At 72.7% G+C, this 15,360-nt stretch carries 16 protein-coding genes; 6 read left to right on the top strand and 10 right to left on the bottom strand.

The annotated features are described in order from the left end of the window. The first annotated feature begins 42 nt into the window (after positions 1-42). Positions 43-1,176, top strand: coding sequence for an Mrp/NBP35 family ATP-binding protein (locus tag ACFW6B_RS12570; RefSeq protein ID WP_361688763.1), 1,134 nt, complete (start codon positions 43-45; stop codon positions 1,174-1,176). 189 nt (positions 1,177-1,365) lie between these two features. Here the strand turns inward: ACFW6B_RS12570 and ACFW6B_RS12565 are convergent, their stop codons facing one another. The 5 genes from ACFW6B_RS12565 to sigE form a co-directional block, all read right to left on the bottom strand. Continuing rightward, a complete protein-coding gene (locus tag ACFW6B_RS12565; protein WP_386594943.1) occupies positions 1,366-2,028 on the bottom strand; it encodes a hypothetical protein in 663 nt (220 codons plus the stop codon). A 223-nt stretch (positions 2,029-2,251) separates the two neighbouring features. Next, positions 2,252-2,698 (bottom strand): sec-independent translocase, encoded by a 447-nt coding sequence (locus ACFW6B_RS12560; RefSeq protein ID WP_386594940.1) that lies wholly within the window; start codon positions 2,696-2,698, stop codon positions 2,252-2,254. A 220-nt stretch (positions 2,699-2,918) separates the two neighbouring features. Next, a complete protein-coding gene (locus tag ACFW6B_RS12555) occupies positions 2,919-4,904 on the bottom strand; it encodes a trypsin-like peptidase domain-containing protein (RefSeq protein WP_386594938.1) in 1,986 nt (661 codons plus the stop codon). Positions 4,905-5,044: 140 nt separating this feature from the next. Then, positions 5,045-5,959, bottom strand: a complete 915-nt coding sequence (locus tag ACFW6B_RS12550) for an anti-sigma factor family protein (RefSeq protein ID WP_386594936.1) — start codon at positions 5,957-5,959, stop codon at positions 5,045-5,047. Further along, positions 5,956-6,654 (bottom strand): RNA polymerase sigma factor SigE, encoded by a 699-nt coding sequence (gene sigE, locus ACFW6B_RS12545; protein WP_386595026.1) that lies wholly within the window; start codon positions 6,652-6,654, stop codon positions 5,956-5,958. Before sigE ends, ACFW6B_RS12550 begins: the two co-directional genes overlap by 4 nt. Before the next feature lie 227 nt (positions 6,655-6,881). On the opposite strand from sigE, the gene ACFW6B_RS12540 reads away from it, so the two are divergent. Continuing rightward, positions 6,882-7,583, top strand: coding sequence for an O-methyltransferase (locus ACFW6B_RS12540; RefSeq protein WP_386595024.1), 702 nt, complete (start codon positions 6,882-6,884; stop codon positions 7,581-7,583). Between the two features lie 135 nt (positions 7,584-7,718). Here the strand turns inward: ACFW6B_RS12540 and ACFW6B_RS12535 are convergent, their stop codons facing one another. Next, on the bottom strand, positions 7,719-7,886 hold the full coding sequence (locus tag ACFW6B_RS12535; RefSeq protein WP_003966491.1) for a DUF3117 domain-containing protein: 168 nt from the start codon (positions 7,884-7,886) through the stop codon (positions 7,719-7,721). A gap of 365 nt (positions 7,887-8,251) precedes the next feature. Between ACFW6B_RS12535 and ACFW6B_RS12530 the strand changes: the two genes are divergently transcribed. Next, the gene (locus tag ACFW6B_RS12530; RefSeq protein ID WP_386594934.1) at positions 8,252-9,067 is read left to right on the top strand and encodes an enoyl-CoA hydratase/isomerase family protein; all 816 of its coding nucleotides are present in this window, start codon (positions 8,252-8,254) and stop codon (positions 9,065-9,067) included. A gap of 69 nt (positions 9,068-9,136) precedes the next feature. On the opposite strand, the gene ACFW6B_RS12525 is transcribed toward ACFW6B_RS12530, so the two are convergent. Next, complete coding sequence (locus ACFW6B_RS12525; protein WP_386594932.1) at positions 9,137-9,718, bottom strand: DNA-3-methyladenine glycosylase I; 582 nt, start codon at positions 9,716-9,718, stop codon at positions 9,137-9,139. Beyond that, positions 9,715-10,065 carry a DivIVA domain-containing protein gene (locus tag ACFW6B_RS12520; RefSeq protein ID WP_386594930.1) on the bottom strand — a complete coding sequence of 117 codons (351 nt, stop codon included), beginning with the start codon at positions 10,063-10,065 and terminating at the stop codon, positions 9,715-9,717. The genes ACFW6B_RS12525 and ACFW6B_RS12520 overlap by 4 nt, the downstream gene beginning before the upstream one ends. Before the next feature lie 185 nt (positions 10,066-10,250). Between ACFW6B_RS12520 and folP the strand changes: the two genes are divergently transcribed. Further along, on the top strand, positions 10,251-11,111 hold the full coding sequence (folP, locus tag ACFW6B_RS12515) for a dihydropteroate synthase (RefSeq protein WP_386594928.1): 861 nt from the start codon (positions 10,251-10,253) through the stop codon (positions 11,109-11,111). A gap of 88 nt (positions 11,112-11,199) precedes the next feature. On the opposite strand, the gene ACFW6B_RS12510 is transcribed toward folP, so the two are convergent. Further along, on the bottom strand, positions 11,200-11,958 hold the full coding sequence (locus ACFW6B_RS12510; RefSeq protein WP_386594926.1) for a TIGR00730 family Rossman fold protein: 759 nt from the start codon (positions 11,956-11,958) through the stop codon (positions 11,200-11,202). A 149-nt stretch (positions 11,959-12,107) separates the two neighbouring features. Further along, positions 12,108-13,187 (bottom strand): succinyl-diaminopimelate desuccinylase, encoded by a 1,080-nt coding sequence (gene dapE, locus ACFW6B_RS12505; RefSeq protein ID WP_386594923.1) that lies wholly within the window; start codon positions 13,185-13,187, stop codon positions 12,108-12,110. Positions 13,188-13,315: 128 nt separating this feature from the next. Between dapE and ACFW6B_RS12500 the strand changes: the two genes are divergently transcribed. Beyond that, positions 13,316-14,344 (top strand): heavy metal transporter, encoded by a 1,029-nt coding sequence (locus ACFW6B_RS12500; protein WP_386594921.1) that lies wholly within the window; start codon positions 13,316-13,318, stop codon positions 14,342-14,344. Between the two features lie 284 nt (positions 14,345-14,628). Continuing rightward, positions 14,629-15,075 (top strand): ATP-binding protein, encoded by a 447-nt coding sequence (locus tag ACFW6B_RS12495; protein ID WP_386594920.1) that lies wholly within the window; start codon positions 14,629-14,631, stop codon positions 15,073-15,075. Positions 15,076-15,360: the final 285 nt, after the last annotated feature.

Below are 15,360 nucleotides of genomic sequence, written 5' to 3'. Positions count from 1 at the left end.
GGGCTTTCCGGGGCACATGGGTCGCGCCGTACCATCGTCCCTATGGCTACGGAAGACGCGGTGCGCGAAGCACTGGCGACGGTGAACGACCCCGAGATCAACCGACCCATCACCGAGCTGGGGATGGTCAAATCGGTGGAGATCGGCGCGGACGGCGTGGTCGCGGTCGCGGTGTACCTGACGGTCTCCGGCTGCCCGATGCGCGACACGATCACCCAGCGGGTGACGGAGGCGGTCTCACGGGTCGAGGGCGTCACCCGTGTCGACGTCGAACTCGACGTGATGAGCGACGAACAGCGCCGTGAGCTGGCGACCGCGCTGAAGGGCGGCACCGCCGAACGCGAGGTGCCGTTCGCCAAGCCCGGCTCGCTCACCCGTGTGTACGCGGTGGCGTCCGGCAAGGGCGGTGTCGGCAAGTCCTCGGTCACCGTGAACCTGGCCGCCGCGATGGCCGCCGACGGTCTCAAGGTCGGTGTCGTGGACGCCGACATCTACGGCCACTCGGTGCCGCGCATGCTCGGTGCGGAGGGCCGGCCGACCCAGGTCGAGAACATGATCATGCCGCCGTCCGCGAACGGCGTGAAGGTCATCTCCATCGGCATGTTCACCCCGGGCAACGCGCCGGTGGTCTGGCGCGGCCCGATGCTCCACCGCGCACTCCAGCAGTTCCTGGCGGACGTGTACTGGGGCGACCTGGACGTCCTGCTCCTGGACCTCCCGCCGGGCACCGGCGACATCGCGATCTCCGTCGCCCAGCTCGTCCCGAACGCCGAGATCCTGGTCGTCACGACCCCGCAGATGGCGGCGGCCGAGGTGGCCGAGCGGGCCGGGTCCATCGCCGTGCAGACCCACCAGAAGATCGTGGGCGTCGTCGAGAACATGTCGGGGCTGCCCTGCCCGCACTGCGACGAGATGGTCGACGTGTTCGGCACCGGCGGCGGCCAGACGGTCGCCGACGGCCTGACCCGCACCACCGGCGCGACCGTCCCGGTCCTCGGCTCCATCCCGATCGACGTCCGTCTGCGCGAGGGCGGCGACGAGGGCAAGCCGGTCGTCCTGACCGACCCCGACTCCCCCGCCGGTTCGGCCCTGCGCGCCATCGCGGGCAAGCTGGGCGGCCGTCAGCGCGGTCTGTCGGGCATGTCGCTGGGCATCACCCCGCGCAACAAGTTCTAGGACCCGGACGCGTTCCGGGTCTCCGGGCCTCCCGCAGGAGGCTCCGGCGCCGTCCGCACGAGGAAGGGGGCGCCGTCCGCACGGACGGCGCCCCCTTCCTCGTAACGGCTTCCAGGGCCCCTCGCCGGGCTCGTGGGGCGCGCGCACGCCCACCACGGCCCCCGGAGCCTCGCGGCCGCCGTCAGGGCCCTAGGGCCTGTCGTACGCCGCGATGTCCTTGATCGTCGCGAAGCCGAGCCCGTACGCGCTCATCCCGCGCCCGTACGCGCCCACGTGGACGCCCTCCGGGGTGGAACCCGCGAGGACCCAGCCGAACTCGGACTCGCGGTAGTGGAAGGGCGTGGGTACGCCGTCCACGGGCAGGGACAGGGTGGACCAGTCCGGGCCGTCCAGGTCGTCGGCCAGCACCCACGCGGTCTCGGTCTGCTGGTCCAGCCAGTCGTCGCGCAGGGAGTGGTCCATCTGGCCGGGCCAGGTGAAGGACAGCAGCCCCACACCGGCCAGCCACGCCGCCGAGGACACCGAGGTGGCCTCCAGCAGTCCCGTGCCGTCCGCGCTGCGCCGGTCGGGGTTGGCGGCCACGGTGACCACCACCGCGAACCGCTCCTTGTCCTCGCCGGGCTCGGGGCGCACCGAGGGCTCGTCCCCGTGCCCCACCGAACCGTGCTCGACCACGCCGTCCGCGGAGGTGCCCACCTGCATCAGCCAGCGCGGCCCCGTGAACGCCTCGTCGAGGCCGTACCAGGGAAAGGGCGCCAGCAGGTAGCCGTCGACCGTACGCCGGGCGGAGGGGACCTGTTGTCCGCCCTCCGCGGCCGGCGCCTGCGCGCCTACCCGACTTGTCGTCTCCATCTGCCGGACGCCTCCTCGCTCTACGTCGGACCGGGCGGCCCACCCCCCTCGGGCGACCTTGTCGGTCCGCACAACAACTGGGCAGCATAGCCACCCCGCTCCGGGCGGCGGCGAAAGCGCCCGGCGCGTAAGGTGCGCGAACGGCGTATTCGGACCGCGCGGGGCCCCTACGAGGCACCGCGGAGCGGTACTCCGTACGGGATCGGACGGCGTCCTGCGGAGATCAGGTGGCGTCGGCGTCGTAGGGCGGGTGCTCGCCGGCGTCGAGCTTCTCGCGCTTCTTCGTCATGTCGACGGAACCGCCGGCCGTGCCGTTGGCGGACCCGCCCGCCGTGGAGGACTCCGACTCGCGGCCGTGCACGGCGTCCGTGACCTCGGCCATCTCCTTCTTCAGGTCGAAGCCGTTGCGGATCTCCTTGAGCCCCAGCTCGTCGTTCTCCAACTGCTTGCGGATGAACGTCTTGGGGTTGAGGTCCTCGAACTCGAAGTCCTTGAACTCCGGGCCGAGTTCATGACGGATGTCCGCCTTGGCGCTCTCCGAGAAATCACGGATCTTGCGGATCGTGCGCGTGACGTCCTGGATCACCTTCGGAAGCTTGTCGGGACCGAAGACGAGCACGGCCAGGACGATCAGCGTCACCAGCTCGAGCAGTCCTACGTCATTGAACACCTGATAGCTCCTCGCGATGCCCTCGGTCCTCGGCCCTCGGGAGTCTTCCGCGGTCCGGGCCGCGTCCAACCGTACCCGCCGTTCCCGTCCGTCCGGAACTGTCCCGGGGTTCCCCGCTCCGGGCGCCCCACGGGTTTTCCCCGGCGTCCGCCGTCCGGAGCCGCGGCGGCGTACCCGGCTGTGAGGTTCGCGTCACTCGCGGACCCGGCGTCCGCGCCCCTCAGCCCCCGTCCGCCGAGCCGAGGACCAGGGTGATCGTCCTGTCCGCGCCGCCCCGCCTGACGGTCAGCCGGAGGCGGTCGCCGGGCCGGTGGGCGCGGGTCTTCACGATGAGTTCCTCGCCGGAGTGGACGCGCGTGCCGTCGACCTCGGTGATGACGTCGCCGGCCCTGATGCCCGCCCTGGCACCGGGACCGCCGGCCGTGACGGACGCGCCGCCCCCGGCGGCCTTGGTGCCGACCCGCGCGCCGTCACCCGTGTAGTTCATGTCGAGTGTGACACCGATCACGGGGTGCGTGGCCTTGCCGGTGTTGATGAGTTCCTCGGCGACGCGCTTGGCCTGGTTGACCGGGATGGCGAAGCCGAGCCCTATGGAACCGGCCTGACCGGTCCCCAGGACGGAACCGCTGTCGGCGGAGCGGATGGCGCTGTTGATGCCGATGACACGGGCCCGGGAGTCGAGCAGTGGCCCGCCCGAGTTGCCGGGGTTGATCGGCGCGTCGGTCTGGAGCGCGTCCACGTACGAGACGTCGGTGCCGTCGCCCTTCTCGCCGCCCGCCGTGATGGGCCGGCCCTTGGCGCTGATGATCCCCGAGGTGACCGTGTTGGCGAGGTCGAAGGGCGCGCCGATCGCGACGACGGGATCGCCGACCTGGACGCTGTCCGAGTTGCCCAGCGGCATCGGGGACAGGCCGTGCACCCCCGAGACCTTGACCACGGCGAGGTCGTAGCCGCTGTCGTGCCCGACGACCTCCGCCTTCGCGGTCTCGCCGCCGCTGAACGTCACGGTGATCGTGCCGCTGCCGCCGGCGGGTTCGATCACGTGGTTGTTGGTGAGGATGTGTCCGTCGCCGTCGAGCACGAAGCCGGTGCCGGTGCCGTCCTCCTCGCTCCCGTGGACGTGCAGGGTGACGACGCTGGGCAGCGCGTGCGCCGCGATCCCGGCGACGCTGTCCGGGGCGCGTCCCGGGGCCTCCTTGGCGGCCTGGGGCAGCTCGATGTCCGTCAGTCCCCCGTTCCGCTCCAGGTACACCCCCACGGCGCCGCCCACGCTCCCGGACACCAGCGCGAGCACGACGGCGGCGGCCGCCAGGGACTTCCTCGCCCTCCTGCGCCGCTCCGCCACGGTGGGCACGGCGATGCCGTTCTGCTGGAAGGAGCCGCTTGGCCGGAGGTCACCGTGCTGCTGCGGATCTCCGGTCACGGCCCAGGGGTCGTAGTTCCGCCAGGGATCGGGGGCGGGTGACTCCACGGGCGCGACCGGCTCGACGGGCCCGGCGGGATCGGCCGGGGCGGCGGAGTCGGCCGGGGCGGGAGTGGCGGGGGGCCCGGCGGGGTGCTGGACCGGCGGGGCGGGCGCCCAGGGGCCGGGGTGGCCGTAGGGCGGCGTGCCGTAGGGGTCGGGGGCGTGCAGGGGCTCGGGCCGCGGCGAACCGGGCCGCTGGAGCACGAAGTCCCCGCCGTCACCCTGGTCACCGTCAGGACCGCTGCCGGTGCCACGGCCGGAGCCGGTGCCAGCGCCATGGCCGCTGCCGGTGCCGCGGTCACGGTCGTCGTCGGCGTCACGAGCACCGTCGGCATCACGAGCACCGTCGGCACCACCGCCGGTGTCGGCGGATCGTTCCCCGCCGTCCTCGGCCCCCGCGCCGACGTGAGGCGCGGCCGTGGTGGCGGGCTCGGAGCCGGCTCGGCCGTCGGCCGGGGACGCGGGCACAGGGCCGGTGGCGGAGTCCGCCCGGGCGGGGCGGGGAACGGCCGCCGGCCGCTCCAGTTCGTAGTCGCCCCCGGTGTCGCCCGGGCGGGCTCCTCCCGGCTGCGTCCGCGCCCCGGGCACGCCCGGCTCCGCACCGCCCTCGGTGCTCCGGTAAGCGTCGGCGGGATGGGCCGGACCCGTTTCCGCGAGGTGAGCCGGTCCGGTGTCCGCTCCCACGGCCTCGGACCGGGGTCGACTCCACCACTTCGCCTTCGTGGGCCTGCCCTCGTTCATGCTCTCCCCACACCTGGCCCGCGGCACAACGCGCCGATGAGCCACCACGGACTTGTCGACTCCGCGTCCGTGATCCCTCCCGCGGACGCGGCCCACCCCGGATTCAACCAGGTTCCCGGGCCGGCGCGCAGAGGGCGGTGTCAGCGGGTGTGACGAGGGGCGGAGGACGGGGACGAAGAGGGGGACGGTGTCACGGCGGGGGCGGCCGACAGCCCCGGAGCCGGGGTCGGCACGAGCGGCTGGACGTCGGTGAGGGGGCGTATGAGCGGGGACGTCGCGGCGGCACCGGCGACCACCGGTGTCGTCAGCGCGTGCACGGCGTCCTGGACGCGGCCCACCGGAGCGGGGACTCCGGGCAGCAGCGGGGCGGACACCGCGGTCGGTGCCACCGGACCGTTGCCGAGCGACCGCTCGCCCTGGGGGAGCAGCGGTCCGACGGAGCGGCGGCGCTGCGACTCGGAGGCCGAGGTCGCTCCCGTGCCCTGGGGCCGGGACGGCGTCACATTGCTCCCGGAGCCGCTACCTCCGCGCGCGTCCGTGTCCCCGGGCATACCGGTGGTCACCCCGCCGAGCGCGACGGCCGCGAGCGACACCGCGCCCGCGGCGACGAAGGCGAACCGCAGCCCGCGCGAGGCGGGCCGGTCGGCGTCGTGACGGCTGACGTCATGGATGCGGAAGCCGCGCCCCGGGACGGAGGGCAGCACGTCGGCGTGCGGTCCGGCCGGCGCGTAACCGAAGGTCTCGCCCCGTCCCCCGAAAGTGCCGGGCAGTCCGGAGCCGAAGCTGCCGCCGTTCAGTCGCGGGCTGTCGGAGTCGCCTCCCCCGGGAAGCCCCTGGAGACGGGCGAGGAAGCTCTCGGAGGGCGGCGGCGGGGCCGCTTCCGCGAAGACGTTCTTCAGTCGGCGCTGGGCGTCGGCCTCGGCCTTGCACTTGGCGCAGGTGGCGAGGTGGGCCAGGACGCGGTCGCGCGACTCATGACCGAGCTCTCCGTCCACCAGGGCGGAGAGTCGGTCCCCGAGGTGCTGCTCGGCAGGGGTGGGACGGATTCCACTCACGTGCTCGCGCCCCCTCCCCCCAGCACGGGCACACGGGCCGCGAACGAGCGACGCTCGGCGCGGGCCTCGGGAGACCGGTGTGCCAGGGCCTTGCGGAGCTGGGAGCGGCCGCGGTGGATCCGGGAGCGGACCGTGCCGAGCTTGACGCCCAGGGTCGCGGCGATCTCCTCGTAGGACAGCCCCTCGATGTCGCACAGGACGACGGCGGCGCGGAACTCGGGCGCGAGGGTGTCCAGCGCCTGCTGGACGTCGGCGTCGAAGTGCGCGTCGTTGAAGACCTGCTGCGGTGAGGGCTCACGGCTGGGCAGCCGCTCGGCCGCGTCGTCGCCGAGGGCGTCGAAGCGGATGCGCTGCTTGCGCCGCACCATGTCGAGGAAGAGGTTCGTGGTGATGCGGTGCAGCCAGCCCTCGAAGGTGCCCGGCGTGTAGGTCGACAGCGAGCGGAAGACGCGGACGAAGACCTCCTGGGTGAGGTCCTCGGCGTCGTGCTGGTTGCCCGTGAGGCGGTAGGCGAGACGGTAGACGCGACCGCTGTGCGTGCTGACGATCTCCTCCCAGGTGGGCGGAGTCCATGCCTGCGCCTCCGCGTCGGTGGTGAACGTCGCGGTCTGCGCCGGGGCGGCAGCGGGAAGCTGGTCAGCGTTGTCGGTCACGGATTTCGGCTCGCCGGTCGATCTGAGCAGGCGCCGCAGCACTCCTCCCCGATCCACAGGCGCAGCCGCACCTCCCCTGTCGGCTCTGGTGGTGTCCAGTGGAGCCCCTACCATAGCCACCTCGCCCGTTAGCTCCGGATAAGCGGTTTTACGGGAATTTGATACGGGCCCATATGGCCGCGCCGGCGTCCGCCCGCCGCCCCGCTCCGTGTACCGGCTCATCGACTTCCCCCCGCTCGGTTCTCCCACCCCTCTAAACGCCCGGTCCCATCCGCAGGTTCCCGGCCCCAGCGGATACAGTCACGCCCAGGCAACCACGGGGACAGGAGAGGGTCATTACCGGCAACCGGCAGACGAGCTGGGCGGCGTTCGCCGACGCCTTTGTCGCCGAGGACGAGGCGCTGCGCTGGGCGCGGGACCGGGCCCACGAGGTGGGCCTGCGCTCGGTCACGCCCGGCACGGGTGCCGCGCTGCGCCTGCTCGCCGCCACCGTGGACGCGAAGGCCGTCGCCGAGATCGGCACCGGGACCGGTGTCTCCGGAATCCATCTTCTGCACGGCATGCGGCCGGACGGGGTACTGACCACGGTGGATCCGGAACCGGAGCGCCAGCAGTTCGCCCGCCAGGCCTTCCGCGCCGCCGGTTTCGCCAGCAACCGGGCACGCTTCATCCCGGGCCGCGCGCTGGAGGTCCTGCCCCGTCTCGCGGACGCCGGATACGACCTCGTGTTCTGCGACGGCGACCGGCTGGAGTGCCTGGACTACCTCGCTGAATCGTTGCGCCTGCTGCGGCCGGGCGGGCTCGTCGCCTTCGAGGGCGTCTTCGCGGACGGCCGCACCGTGGACTCGGGACCGCAGCCGGTCGAGGTGGCCCGGCTGCGCGAGCTGCTGCGCGCGGTGCGCGAGAGCCAGGAGCTGGTGCCGTCGCTGCTGCCGGTCGGCGACGGCCTGCTGTGCGCGGTCAAACGCTGACCCCGCAGGTCCCCGTCGGCCGCCCGGAGCGGCGGTGCCGTACGACGCGGCGTTGCCGTACGACCGGAAAAGCGGCTTCCCCGGCACCGTGTGCGGTACCGGGGAAGCCGAAAGAGGTATGGGTCGCGTTCCGCGTCAGCCGACGACCTTCTTGAGGGCGTCGCCGAGCGCGTCGGCCTCGTCAGGGGTCAGCTCGACGACGAGCCGACCGCCGCCTTCGAGCGGAACGCGCATGACGATGCCCCGCCCCTCCTTGGTCACCTCGAGCGGGCCATCGCCCGTCCGCGGCTTCATGGCCGCCATGCTCGTTCCCCTTCCTGAAACCAGCTCATCGTCGCCGACGGCCCCCTCGGAGGGCACGCACGTCCCCTTCATAGGACACGCGTCACCGGCATCGAACACATTGCTTCCAGGCCATTATCTCGCATCTCAGGACCCGATGACCAACATCAGTCGGCATCGCTTGCGCAACGCGCTTGAGCAAAACCACCCAATTCGGCGATGTGGCTGCGATACTTCGCCGCCGCATCGACTCCCGTCGCGGGGAATTCTTTGATGCAGGTCACATGTATGTCCCGCGACCCCGCCGGTGATCTCCGCCATGCTGTCATCGGACACAGGACGTACCGGCCGGTACGACAAGCCGCGACCCCCGGAAGGAACCCACCATGGCCGACACCGTGCTCTACGAGGTGAGCGACGGACTGGCGACGATCACCCTGAACCGCCCCGAGGCGATGAACGCGATGAACGTCGAGACCAAGGTCGCCCTCCGGGACGCGGCGCAGGCCGCCGCCTCGGACGACGCGGTACGGGCGATCCTGCTGACCGCGGCCGGCGACCGGGCGTTCTGCGTGGGCCAGGACCTCAAGGAGCACATCGGACTGCTGGCCGCCGACCGCGAGTCGGGGTCGGGGTCGGGGTCGGGCGGGACGATGCGCACCGTGCGCGAGCACTACAACCCCATCGTGCGGGCGCTCACCGGCGCCGCGAAGCCCGTGGTGGCCGGGGTCAACGGTGTCGCGGCCGGGGCCGGGTTCGGTTTCGCGCTCGCCGCGGACTACCGCGTCGTCGCCGACACGGCCGCCTTCAACACGTCCTTCGCCGGTGTCGCGCTGACCGCCGACTCCGGGATCTCCTGGACGCTGCCCCGGGTGATCGGCCCGAGCCGTGCCACCGACCTGCTGCTCTTCCCGCGCAGCATCAGCGCCCAGGAGGCGTACGAGCTGGGCATCGCGAACCGGCTGGTTCCGGTCGGCGAGGTGCGTGCCGAGGCGGAGAAGGTGGCGCGGGCGCTGGCCGCCGGACCGACGCTGGCGTACGCCGCGCTGAAGGAGTCCGTCGCCTTCGGGCTCACCCACTCGCTGGAGGAAACCCTGGAGAAGGAGGACGAGCTCCAGGGACGGGCCGGTGCCTCCGAGGACCACGCCATCGCGGTCCAGGCGTTCGTGAACAAGGAGAAGCCCAAGTACCTGGGGCGCTGACCGTCCGGGGCCCCGCCGCGGACCGTGCGGTCCGCGGCGGGGGCCCCCGGGCCGCCGGGCGCGTCCCGGTCAGCCGGCGTCGCGCGCGGCGCAGTCGGCCAGGTGGTCGTTCACCAGCCCGCACGCCTGCATCAGGGCGTACGCCGTCGTCGGGCCCACGAAGTGGATGCCGCGCTTCTTGAGCGCCTTGGACAGGGCGGTCGACCCGTCGGTGACGGCCGGTACGTCGGAGAGCTTCTCGGGGGCGGGCCGCGAGGCGTGGTCGGGGGCGAAGGACCAGACGAGCTCGTCCAGCTCGCCCGGGGCCCACTCGGCCAGCACGCGCGCGTTGGCGACGGTCGCCCGGATCTTGGCGCCGTTGCGGATGATCCCCGGGTCGGCGAGCAGGCGTTCCTCGTCGGCCTCCGTGAACAGGGCGACCTTGGCGATCTCGAAGTCCGCGAAGGCCGCGCGGAAGCCGGAGCGGCGGCGCAGGATCGTGATCCAGGACAGCCCCGACTGGAAGGCCTCCAGGCACAGCCGCTCGTAGAGGGCGTCGTCGCCGCGGACGGGCCTGCCCCACTCCTCGTCGTGGTACGTCACGTAGTCCTCGGCGGACAGCGCCCAGGGACAGCGCAGCACGCCGTCGGGTCCGGCCAGGGCGCCGCTCACCGCTCGTCCTCGGGGTGCTTGCGCAGCGAGGTGGTGCCGCTCGCCGCGCGGGCCCCCGCGAGCTCGGCCTCCAGGTCGGCGATCCGGGCGTCCCGCTCGCCGATCTCGGCGCCCAGACGGCCCAGCGCGTCGTCGACGTCCGACATGCGGTAGCCGCGCGCGGTGACGGCGAAGCGCAGGGCGTCCACGTCGGCCTTGTGCACCGGACGGTCGTACGGCAGCGGATCGCGCAGCCGTTCGGGCTCGGCGTCGGGAAGTGGCGTGCTCTCACCGCCGCCCACCACGGACAGGGTCACCGCGGCGACCACGACGGCGAGGGCGACGACCAGGAACAAGAACATGAACATCGCTGAGGTCCCCACGCTCTGGTGCCGGCGCTGGTCGCGCCGGCGCGAAAGTACTGGTGCTTACTGGTGCTGACGAAAACAGTCTGACGCTGTCCGGGTGTCAGGCTCCGATCGTGCCATGCGAGTGTGACAGCTAAGGTCGCAGGCGGCTTGTCGGTACGACTGACTGGGAGAGGTCACAGGGGATGCTCAGGCTGGGCAGGCGCGAATTCGGCGCGCACGAGCCGGTGATCATGGCGATCGTGAACCGGACCCCGGACTCCTTCTACGACCAGGGGGCCACCTTCCGCGACGAGCCCGCTCTCGCGCGCGTGGAGCAGGCGGTGGCCGAGGGCGCCGCCATCATCGACATCGGCGGGGTCAAGGCCGGGCCGGGCGAGGAGGTCACCGCCGAGGAGGAGGCGCGCCGGACGGTCGGCTTCGTCGCCGAGGTGCGCCGCCGCTTCCCCGACGTGGTCATCAGCGTCGACACCTGGCGGCACGAGGTCGGCGAGGCGGTCTGCGAGGCCGGTGCCGACCTGCTCAACGACGCCTGGGGCGGGGTCGATCCCCGGCTGGCCGAGGTGGCCGCCCGATACCGGGTGGGGCTCGTGTGCACGCACGCCGGGGAGTCCGAGCCGCGGACGCGTCCGCACCGGGTCGCCTACGACGACGTGATGGCGGACATCCTGCGGGTCACGCTCGGGCTCGCGGAGCGCGCGGTCGCCCTCGGGGTGCCCCGCGAGTCGGTGCTCATCGATCCGGGACACGACTTCGGGAAGAACACCCGGCACAGCCTGGAGGCGACGCGGCGGCTCGGGGAGATGGTCTCCACCGGGTGGCCGGTCCTCGTGTCCCTCTCCAACAAGGACTTCGTCGGCGAGACGCTCGACAAGCCGGTCAAGGAGCGGGTCCTCGGGACGCTGGCGACGACCGCCGTGTCGGCGTGGCTGGGCGCGCAGGTGTACCGCGTCCACGAGGTCGCGGAGACCCGTCAGGTGCTGGACATGGTGGCGTCGATCGCCGGGCACCGCCCGCCGACGGTGGCCCGGCGCGGACTGGCGTAGCACCCGGAGCACGCGAGGGGCACGGGAGGGGAACCGGATCCCCGGCCCTCCCGTGCCCCTCGTGACGCCCCGTGCCCCTCGTGAAGCCCTAGCGGCCGGCCTCCTTCGACACCAGGGCGACCGCCTCGTCCACGTCGTCGGTCACGTGGAACAGCAGCAGGTCCTTCTCGGCGGCCTTGCCCTGGGCGACGAGGGTGTTCTTGAGCCAGTCCACGAGCCCGCCCCAGTACTCGGTGCCGAACAGCACGATGGGGAAGCGGGTGACCTTCTGGGTCTGCACCAGCGTGAGCGCCTCGAAGAGTTCGTCGAGGGTGCCGAGGCCGCCGGGCAGGACCACGAACCCCTGCGCGTACTTGACGAACATCATCTTCCGGACGAAGAAGTAGCGGAAGTTCAGGCCGATGTCGACGTACGGGTTCAGCCCCTGCTCGAAGGGGAGCTCGATGCCGAGGCCGACGGAGATGCCCTTCGCCTCCAGGGCGCCCTTGTTGGCCGCCTCCATGGCACCCGGTCCGCCACCGGTGATCACCGCGAACCCGGCGTCGACCAGCCCCCGGCCGAGGGCGACGCCCGCCTCGTACTCGGGCGAGTCGACCGGGGTCCGCGCCGAGCCGAACACGCTGATCGCGGCCGGGAGTTCGGCCAGCGTCCCGAAGCCCTCGATGAACTCCGACTGGATGCGCAGAACACGCCAGGGATCGGTGTGCACCCAGTCCGAGGGACCGCCCGCGTCCAGCAGCCGCTGGTCGGTGGTGCTCGCCTGAACCTGGTCCCGCCTGCGCAGCACCGGGCCCAGCCGCTGCTCGTCCGGTGGCCGCTTCTTGCCCCTCGGGTCGCCAGTAGCCATGTCCACTCCCTCCGCGTACGGATCTCCCCCGCCCCGGCCGAAACCGGTGCGGGGGACAGGTCGTTCCGGCCCAGCGTAGATCTCCGCTGGTTACGACGGGGGGACGCGGGCATGTCCGCTGCGGACAGCCGACGGGTACGCGCCGCGCCTCAGGCGGTGAGCCAGTCGCGCAGCCGCCGCTCGCCCTCGAGGATCTTGGCCGTTTCCACGCGCTCGTCCCGCTTGTGCGCCAGGTGCGGGTTGCCCGGGCCGTAGTTGACCGCCGGGATGCCGAGGGCGCTGAAGCGGGAGACGTCCGTCCAGCCGTACTTGGGCTGCGGGGTGCCCCCGACCGCCTCGATGAACGCGGCCGCGGCCGGGTGGGAGAGGCCGGGGAGCGCGCCGCTGCCGTTGTCGTCGATGGTGAAGTCCTCCACCCCGCAATCCTCGAACACCTCCAGGACGTGCAGGACCGCCTCGTGCTCGGTCCGGTCCGGCGCGAACCGGAAGTTGACCGTCACCACGCACTCGTCGGGGATGACGTTGCCCGCGACCCCGCCCGAGATGTTCACCGCGTTCAGGCCCTCGCGGTATTCCAGACCGTCGATCACCGGGCGGCGCGGCTCGTAGGCGGCGAGCCGGGCGAGGATCGGGGCGGCTGCGTGGATCGCGTTCGAGCCCATCCAGCTGCGCGCCGAGTGGGCACGCTCGCCGGTGACCTTCAGCAGCATCCGCAGCGTGCCCTGGCAGCCGCCCTCGACCTGTCCGTCGGAGGGCTCCAGGAGGACCGCGAAATCACCCCGCAGCCACTCGGGGTGGGCCTCGGCCACGTGCTTCAGCCCGTTCAGATCGGCCGCGACCTCCTCGTTGTCGTAGAAGACGAAGGTGAGGTCCCGGTTGGGTTCGGGGACGGTGGCCGCGATACGGAGCTGGACGGCGACGCCCGACTTCATGTCGCAGGTGCCGCAGCCCCACAGCACGCCGTCCTCGTCGAGGCGGGAGGGCACGTTGTCCGCGATCGGCACGGTGTCGATATGCCCGGCGAGAATCACCCGCTCCGCCCGGCCCAGCTCGGTGCGGGCCACGACGTTGTTGCCGTACCGGTCGACCCTGAGATGCGGCAGCGCCCGCAGAGCGATCTCGATCGCGTCCGCGAGCGGCTTCTCTGTGCCGCTCTCCGAGCGGAAGTCGACGAGCCGCGCGGTGAGAACGGCTGCGTCGAGGGTGAGGTCAAGCGGGGTGTCGGCCATGGCGACGACCCTAGCGCGCCCGGTCTGCCGGTACCGAAAGCAGCCGGATGCGGTCGTATCCCCCGGCCGCGACCGCGTTGTCCACAGCCCAGGGGTCCGCCCACAGCGCTCTCCAGTACCTTGTACGCGTGTCTGAGCCGTCCCCCACTCCTGTCCGGCCCCGTCGCCGTCGCCTCCTGCGTTTCGGAGGGGCCCTCCTGGTCCTGCTCGCGGTCGCGGGCTACCTCGGTGTGCAGTACCTCACGGGCGGCACGGGCGCGCCCCGCTGCAAGGTCGTCTCCGCCAACGGCGACGGAGCGTCGTACGAGTTCACTCCCGAACAGGCGGTGAACGCGGCGACGATCTCGGCGGTCGGCACCTCGCGCGGCATGCCCGAGCGCGCGGTGGCCATCGCCCTCGCGACGGCGCTCCAGGAGTCGGGGCTGCGCAACATCCGGCACGGCGACCGGGACTCCCTCGGCCTGTTCCAGCAGCGCCCGTCGCAGGGCTGGGGCACGGAGAAGCAGATCATGGAACCGACGTACGCGGCGGACATCTTCTACGAGCACCTGGCCAAGGTTCCCGGCTACTCACGGCTGCCACTCACGGTCGCCGCGCAGCGGGTGCAGCGCAGCGGCTTCCCGCAGGCGTACGCGAAGCACGAACCGGACGCCACGCTCCTCGCCGCCGCGCTGACCGGCCGCGCGGCGGCCACGCTGACCTGCCAGGGCCGGCCGGCCGCGACCCTGGCGGGCGGTGCGGCGCCGGTGCGTGCCGCGCTCGCGCGGGACTTCGGGCGCGATCTGTTCCAGGAGGCGGGCGCCACCGTGGCCGCCGAGGGTTCCTCCGCGGCGCCGACGCCGGCCGCCTCGGACTCCCCGGAACCGTCCCTCTCCCCGGTCTCTCCGTCCCCCGCCGCCACGGGGACCGCCGACCGGACCGTGACCGTCCCCGTGCGCGAGGGGTCCGGCTCCGGGGCCGGGACGCTCCGCCGCGGCTGGGAGCTGGCGCACTGGGCCGTGGCCAACTCCTCGGCCCTCCACATCCACCGGGTCTCGTACGCGGGGCGCGAGTGGACGGCGGGGATCTCCGAGGGCTCGTGGCACACGTCCGACGACAAGGGCGGTCCGGGGGCGGAGGAGGCGGCGTCCGAGGTCCGGATCGTCACCGGGCAGTAGTACGGGACCTCACTCCTGGGAAGGACGCGGGCCCGGCGGTCCGGCGATGTGCGCGCGCTTTCGGGTCCTCACTCCCCCGTGCGTGAAATTCCTTGGGAACAAAGGGGCAGGGGGCTTGCGCCCGCAGTCCGGCCGGGTATTTTTTGCCCGCTTTTATCCACAACCGATAATGCGACGCATTGCCAACTCTTTGCGTCGGGGCACCGCAACCTTCGCGGACTTCGAGCGGTAGTCACTGCGTCCGAGCAGGACGCTTCCCCGTTCCCTTCCGCCCAAGGAGCACCATGTCCCTCCCCCTGACCCGCCGGATCGCCCGTGTCGCGCTGCTCGTCGCGGCCGGGGCGGCACCCGTGGTCGCCGCGGCCGGCTCCGCCTGCGCGGCGCCCGGCCTGCCCGCCGCGCCCGGCCTCGGCGGGCTGACCGCCCTGGACGGGGCGGGCACCGGCCGCACGCTCGACGGAGCGACGCGGCACGTCACCGGGATCGCCGACGCGTCCGGAGGCGCGGCGGTCGGGAAGACCCTGCCGTCCGCGGGCAAGGCCGGCGCCAAGGTCGCCGGGAAGACGACGCCCGTCGCACGCAAGGTGGCCGTGGACACGGCCGGCCGGGCCGGAGGACTCCTCGGCGCGACCGCGAAGAAGGCGCCCGGCAGCAGCCTGCCCACGGATGCCATGGCCACGGGCCACCTGCCCACGGGGCAGATCCCGCCGCAGGGCCTGCCGCTGGGCTAGGGCCTGTCGTCAAATTCCCGTCGTCGCCCGAAGGGCGGCCTCGCGGCGTCTGGTGCGTGCTCTCGGCGTGCCGGGCGGAAGTCCTCGTACTGGACGTACTGGGGCTTTCGCCCGGTGCGGCGAGAGTGCGTGCCAGGCGTCGCGAGGCAGGCGGGAATTTGACGACAGGCCCTAGGGCCTGCCGGCTGCCGTCGGAACACGGCTCGCGGCACCGAGCGTGGTTCACGGCAGGGGTCCGCGGCCTGTCGTCCGGGACGCGCCGTACGGCGACGGGGGTCCGGGGAA

Origin of the sequence: Streptomyces sp. NPDC058751 (genome assembly GCF_042746485.1) — a bacterium.
Taxonomy (GTDB): Bacteria; Actinomycetota; Actinomycetes; order Streptomycetales; family Streptomycetaceae; genus Streptomyces.
Note: the sequence above shows the minus strand (reverse complement) of the source record. Positions and strands in the feature narration are given on the sequence as shown.

What these genes read in the sequence shown, in the direction of transcription:
- ACFW6B_RS12510 (WP_386594926.1), bottom strand. Translation starts at nt 11,958, where the DNA reads ATGGCTACTGGCGACCCGAGGGGCAAGAAGCGGCCACCGGACGAGCAG.
- ACFW6B_RS12555 (WP_386594938.1), bottom strand. Translation starts at nt 4,904, where the DNA reads ATGAACGAGGGCAGGCCCACGAAGGCGAAGTGGTGGAGTCGACCCCGG.
- ACFW6B_RS12565 (WP_386594943.1), bottom strand. Translation starts at nt 2,028, where the DNA reads ATGGAGACGACAAGTCGGGTAGGCGCGCAGGCGCCGGCCGCGGAGGGC.
- folP (WP_386594928.1), top strand. Translation starts at nt 10,251, where the DNA reads ATGCTCAGGCTGGGCAGGCGCGAATTCGGCGCGCACGAGCCGGTGATC.
- ACFW6B_RS12570 (WP_361688763.1), top strand. Translation starts at nt 43, where the DNA reads ATGGCTACGGAAGACGCGGTGCGCGAAGCACTGGCGACGGTGAACGAC.
- ACFW6B_RS12495 (WP_386594920.1), top strand. Translation starts at nt 14,629, where the DNA reads ATGTCCCTCCCCCTGACCCGCCGGATCGCCCGTGTCGCGCTGCTCGTC.
- ACFW6B_RS12530 (WP_386594934.1), top strand. Translation starts at nt 8,252, where the DNA reads ATGGCCGACACCGTGCTCTACGAGGTGAGCGACGGACTGGCGACGATC.
- ACFW6B_RS12535 (WP_003966491.1), bottom strand. Translation starts at nt 7,886, where the DNA reads ATGGCGGCCATGAAGCCGCGGACGGGCGATGGCCCGCTCGAGGTGACC.
- dapE (WP_386594923.1), bottom strand. Translation starts at nt 13,187, where the DNA reads ATGGCCGACACCCCGCTTGACCTCACCCTCGACGCAGCCGTTCTCACC.
- ACFW6B_RS12520 (WP_386594930.1), bottom strand. Translation starts at nt 10,065, where the DNA reads ATGTTCATGTTCTTGTTCCTGGTCGTCGCCCTCGCCGTCGTGGTCGCC.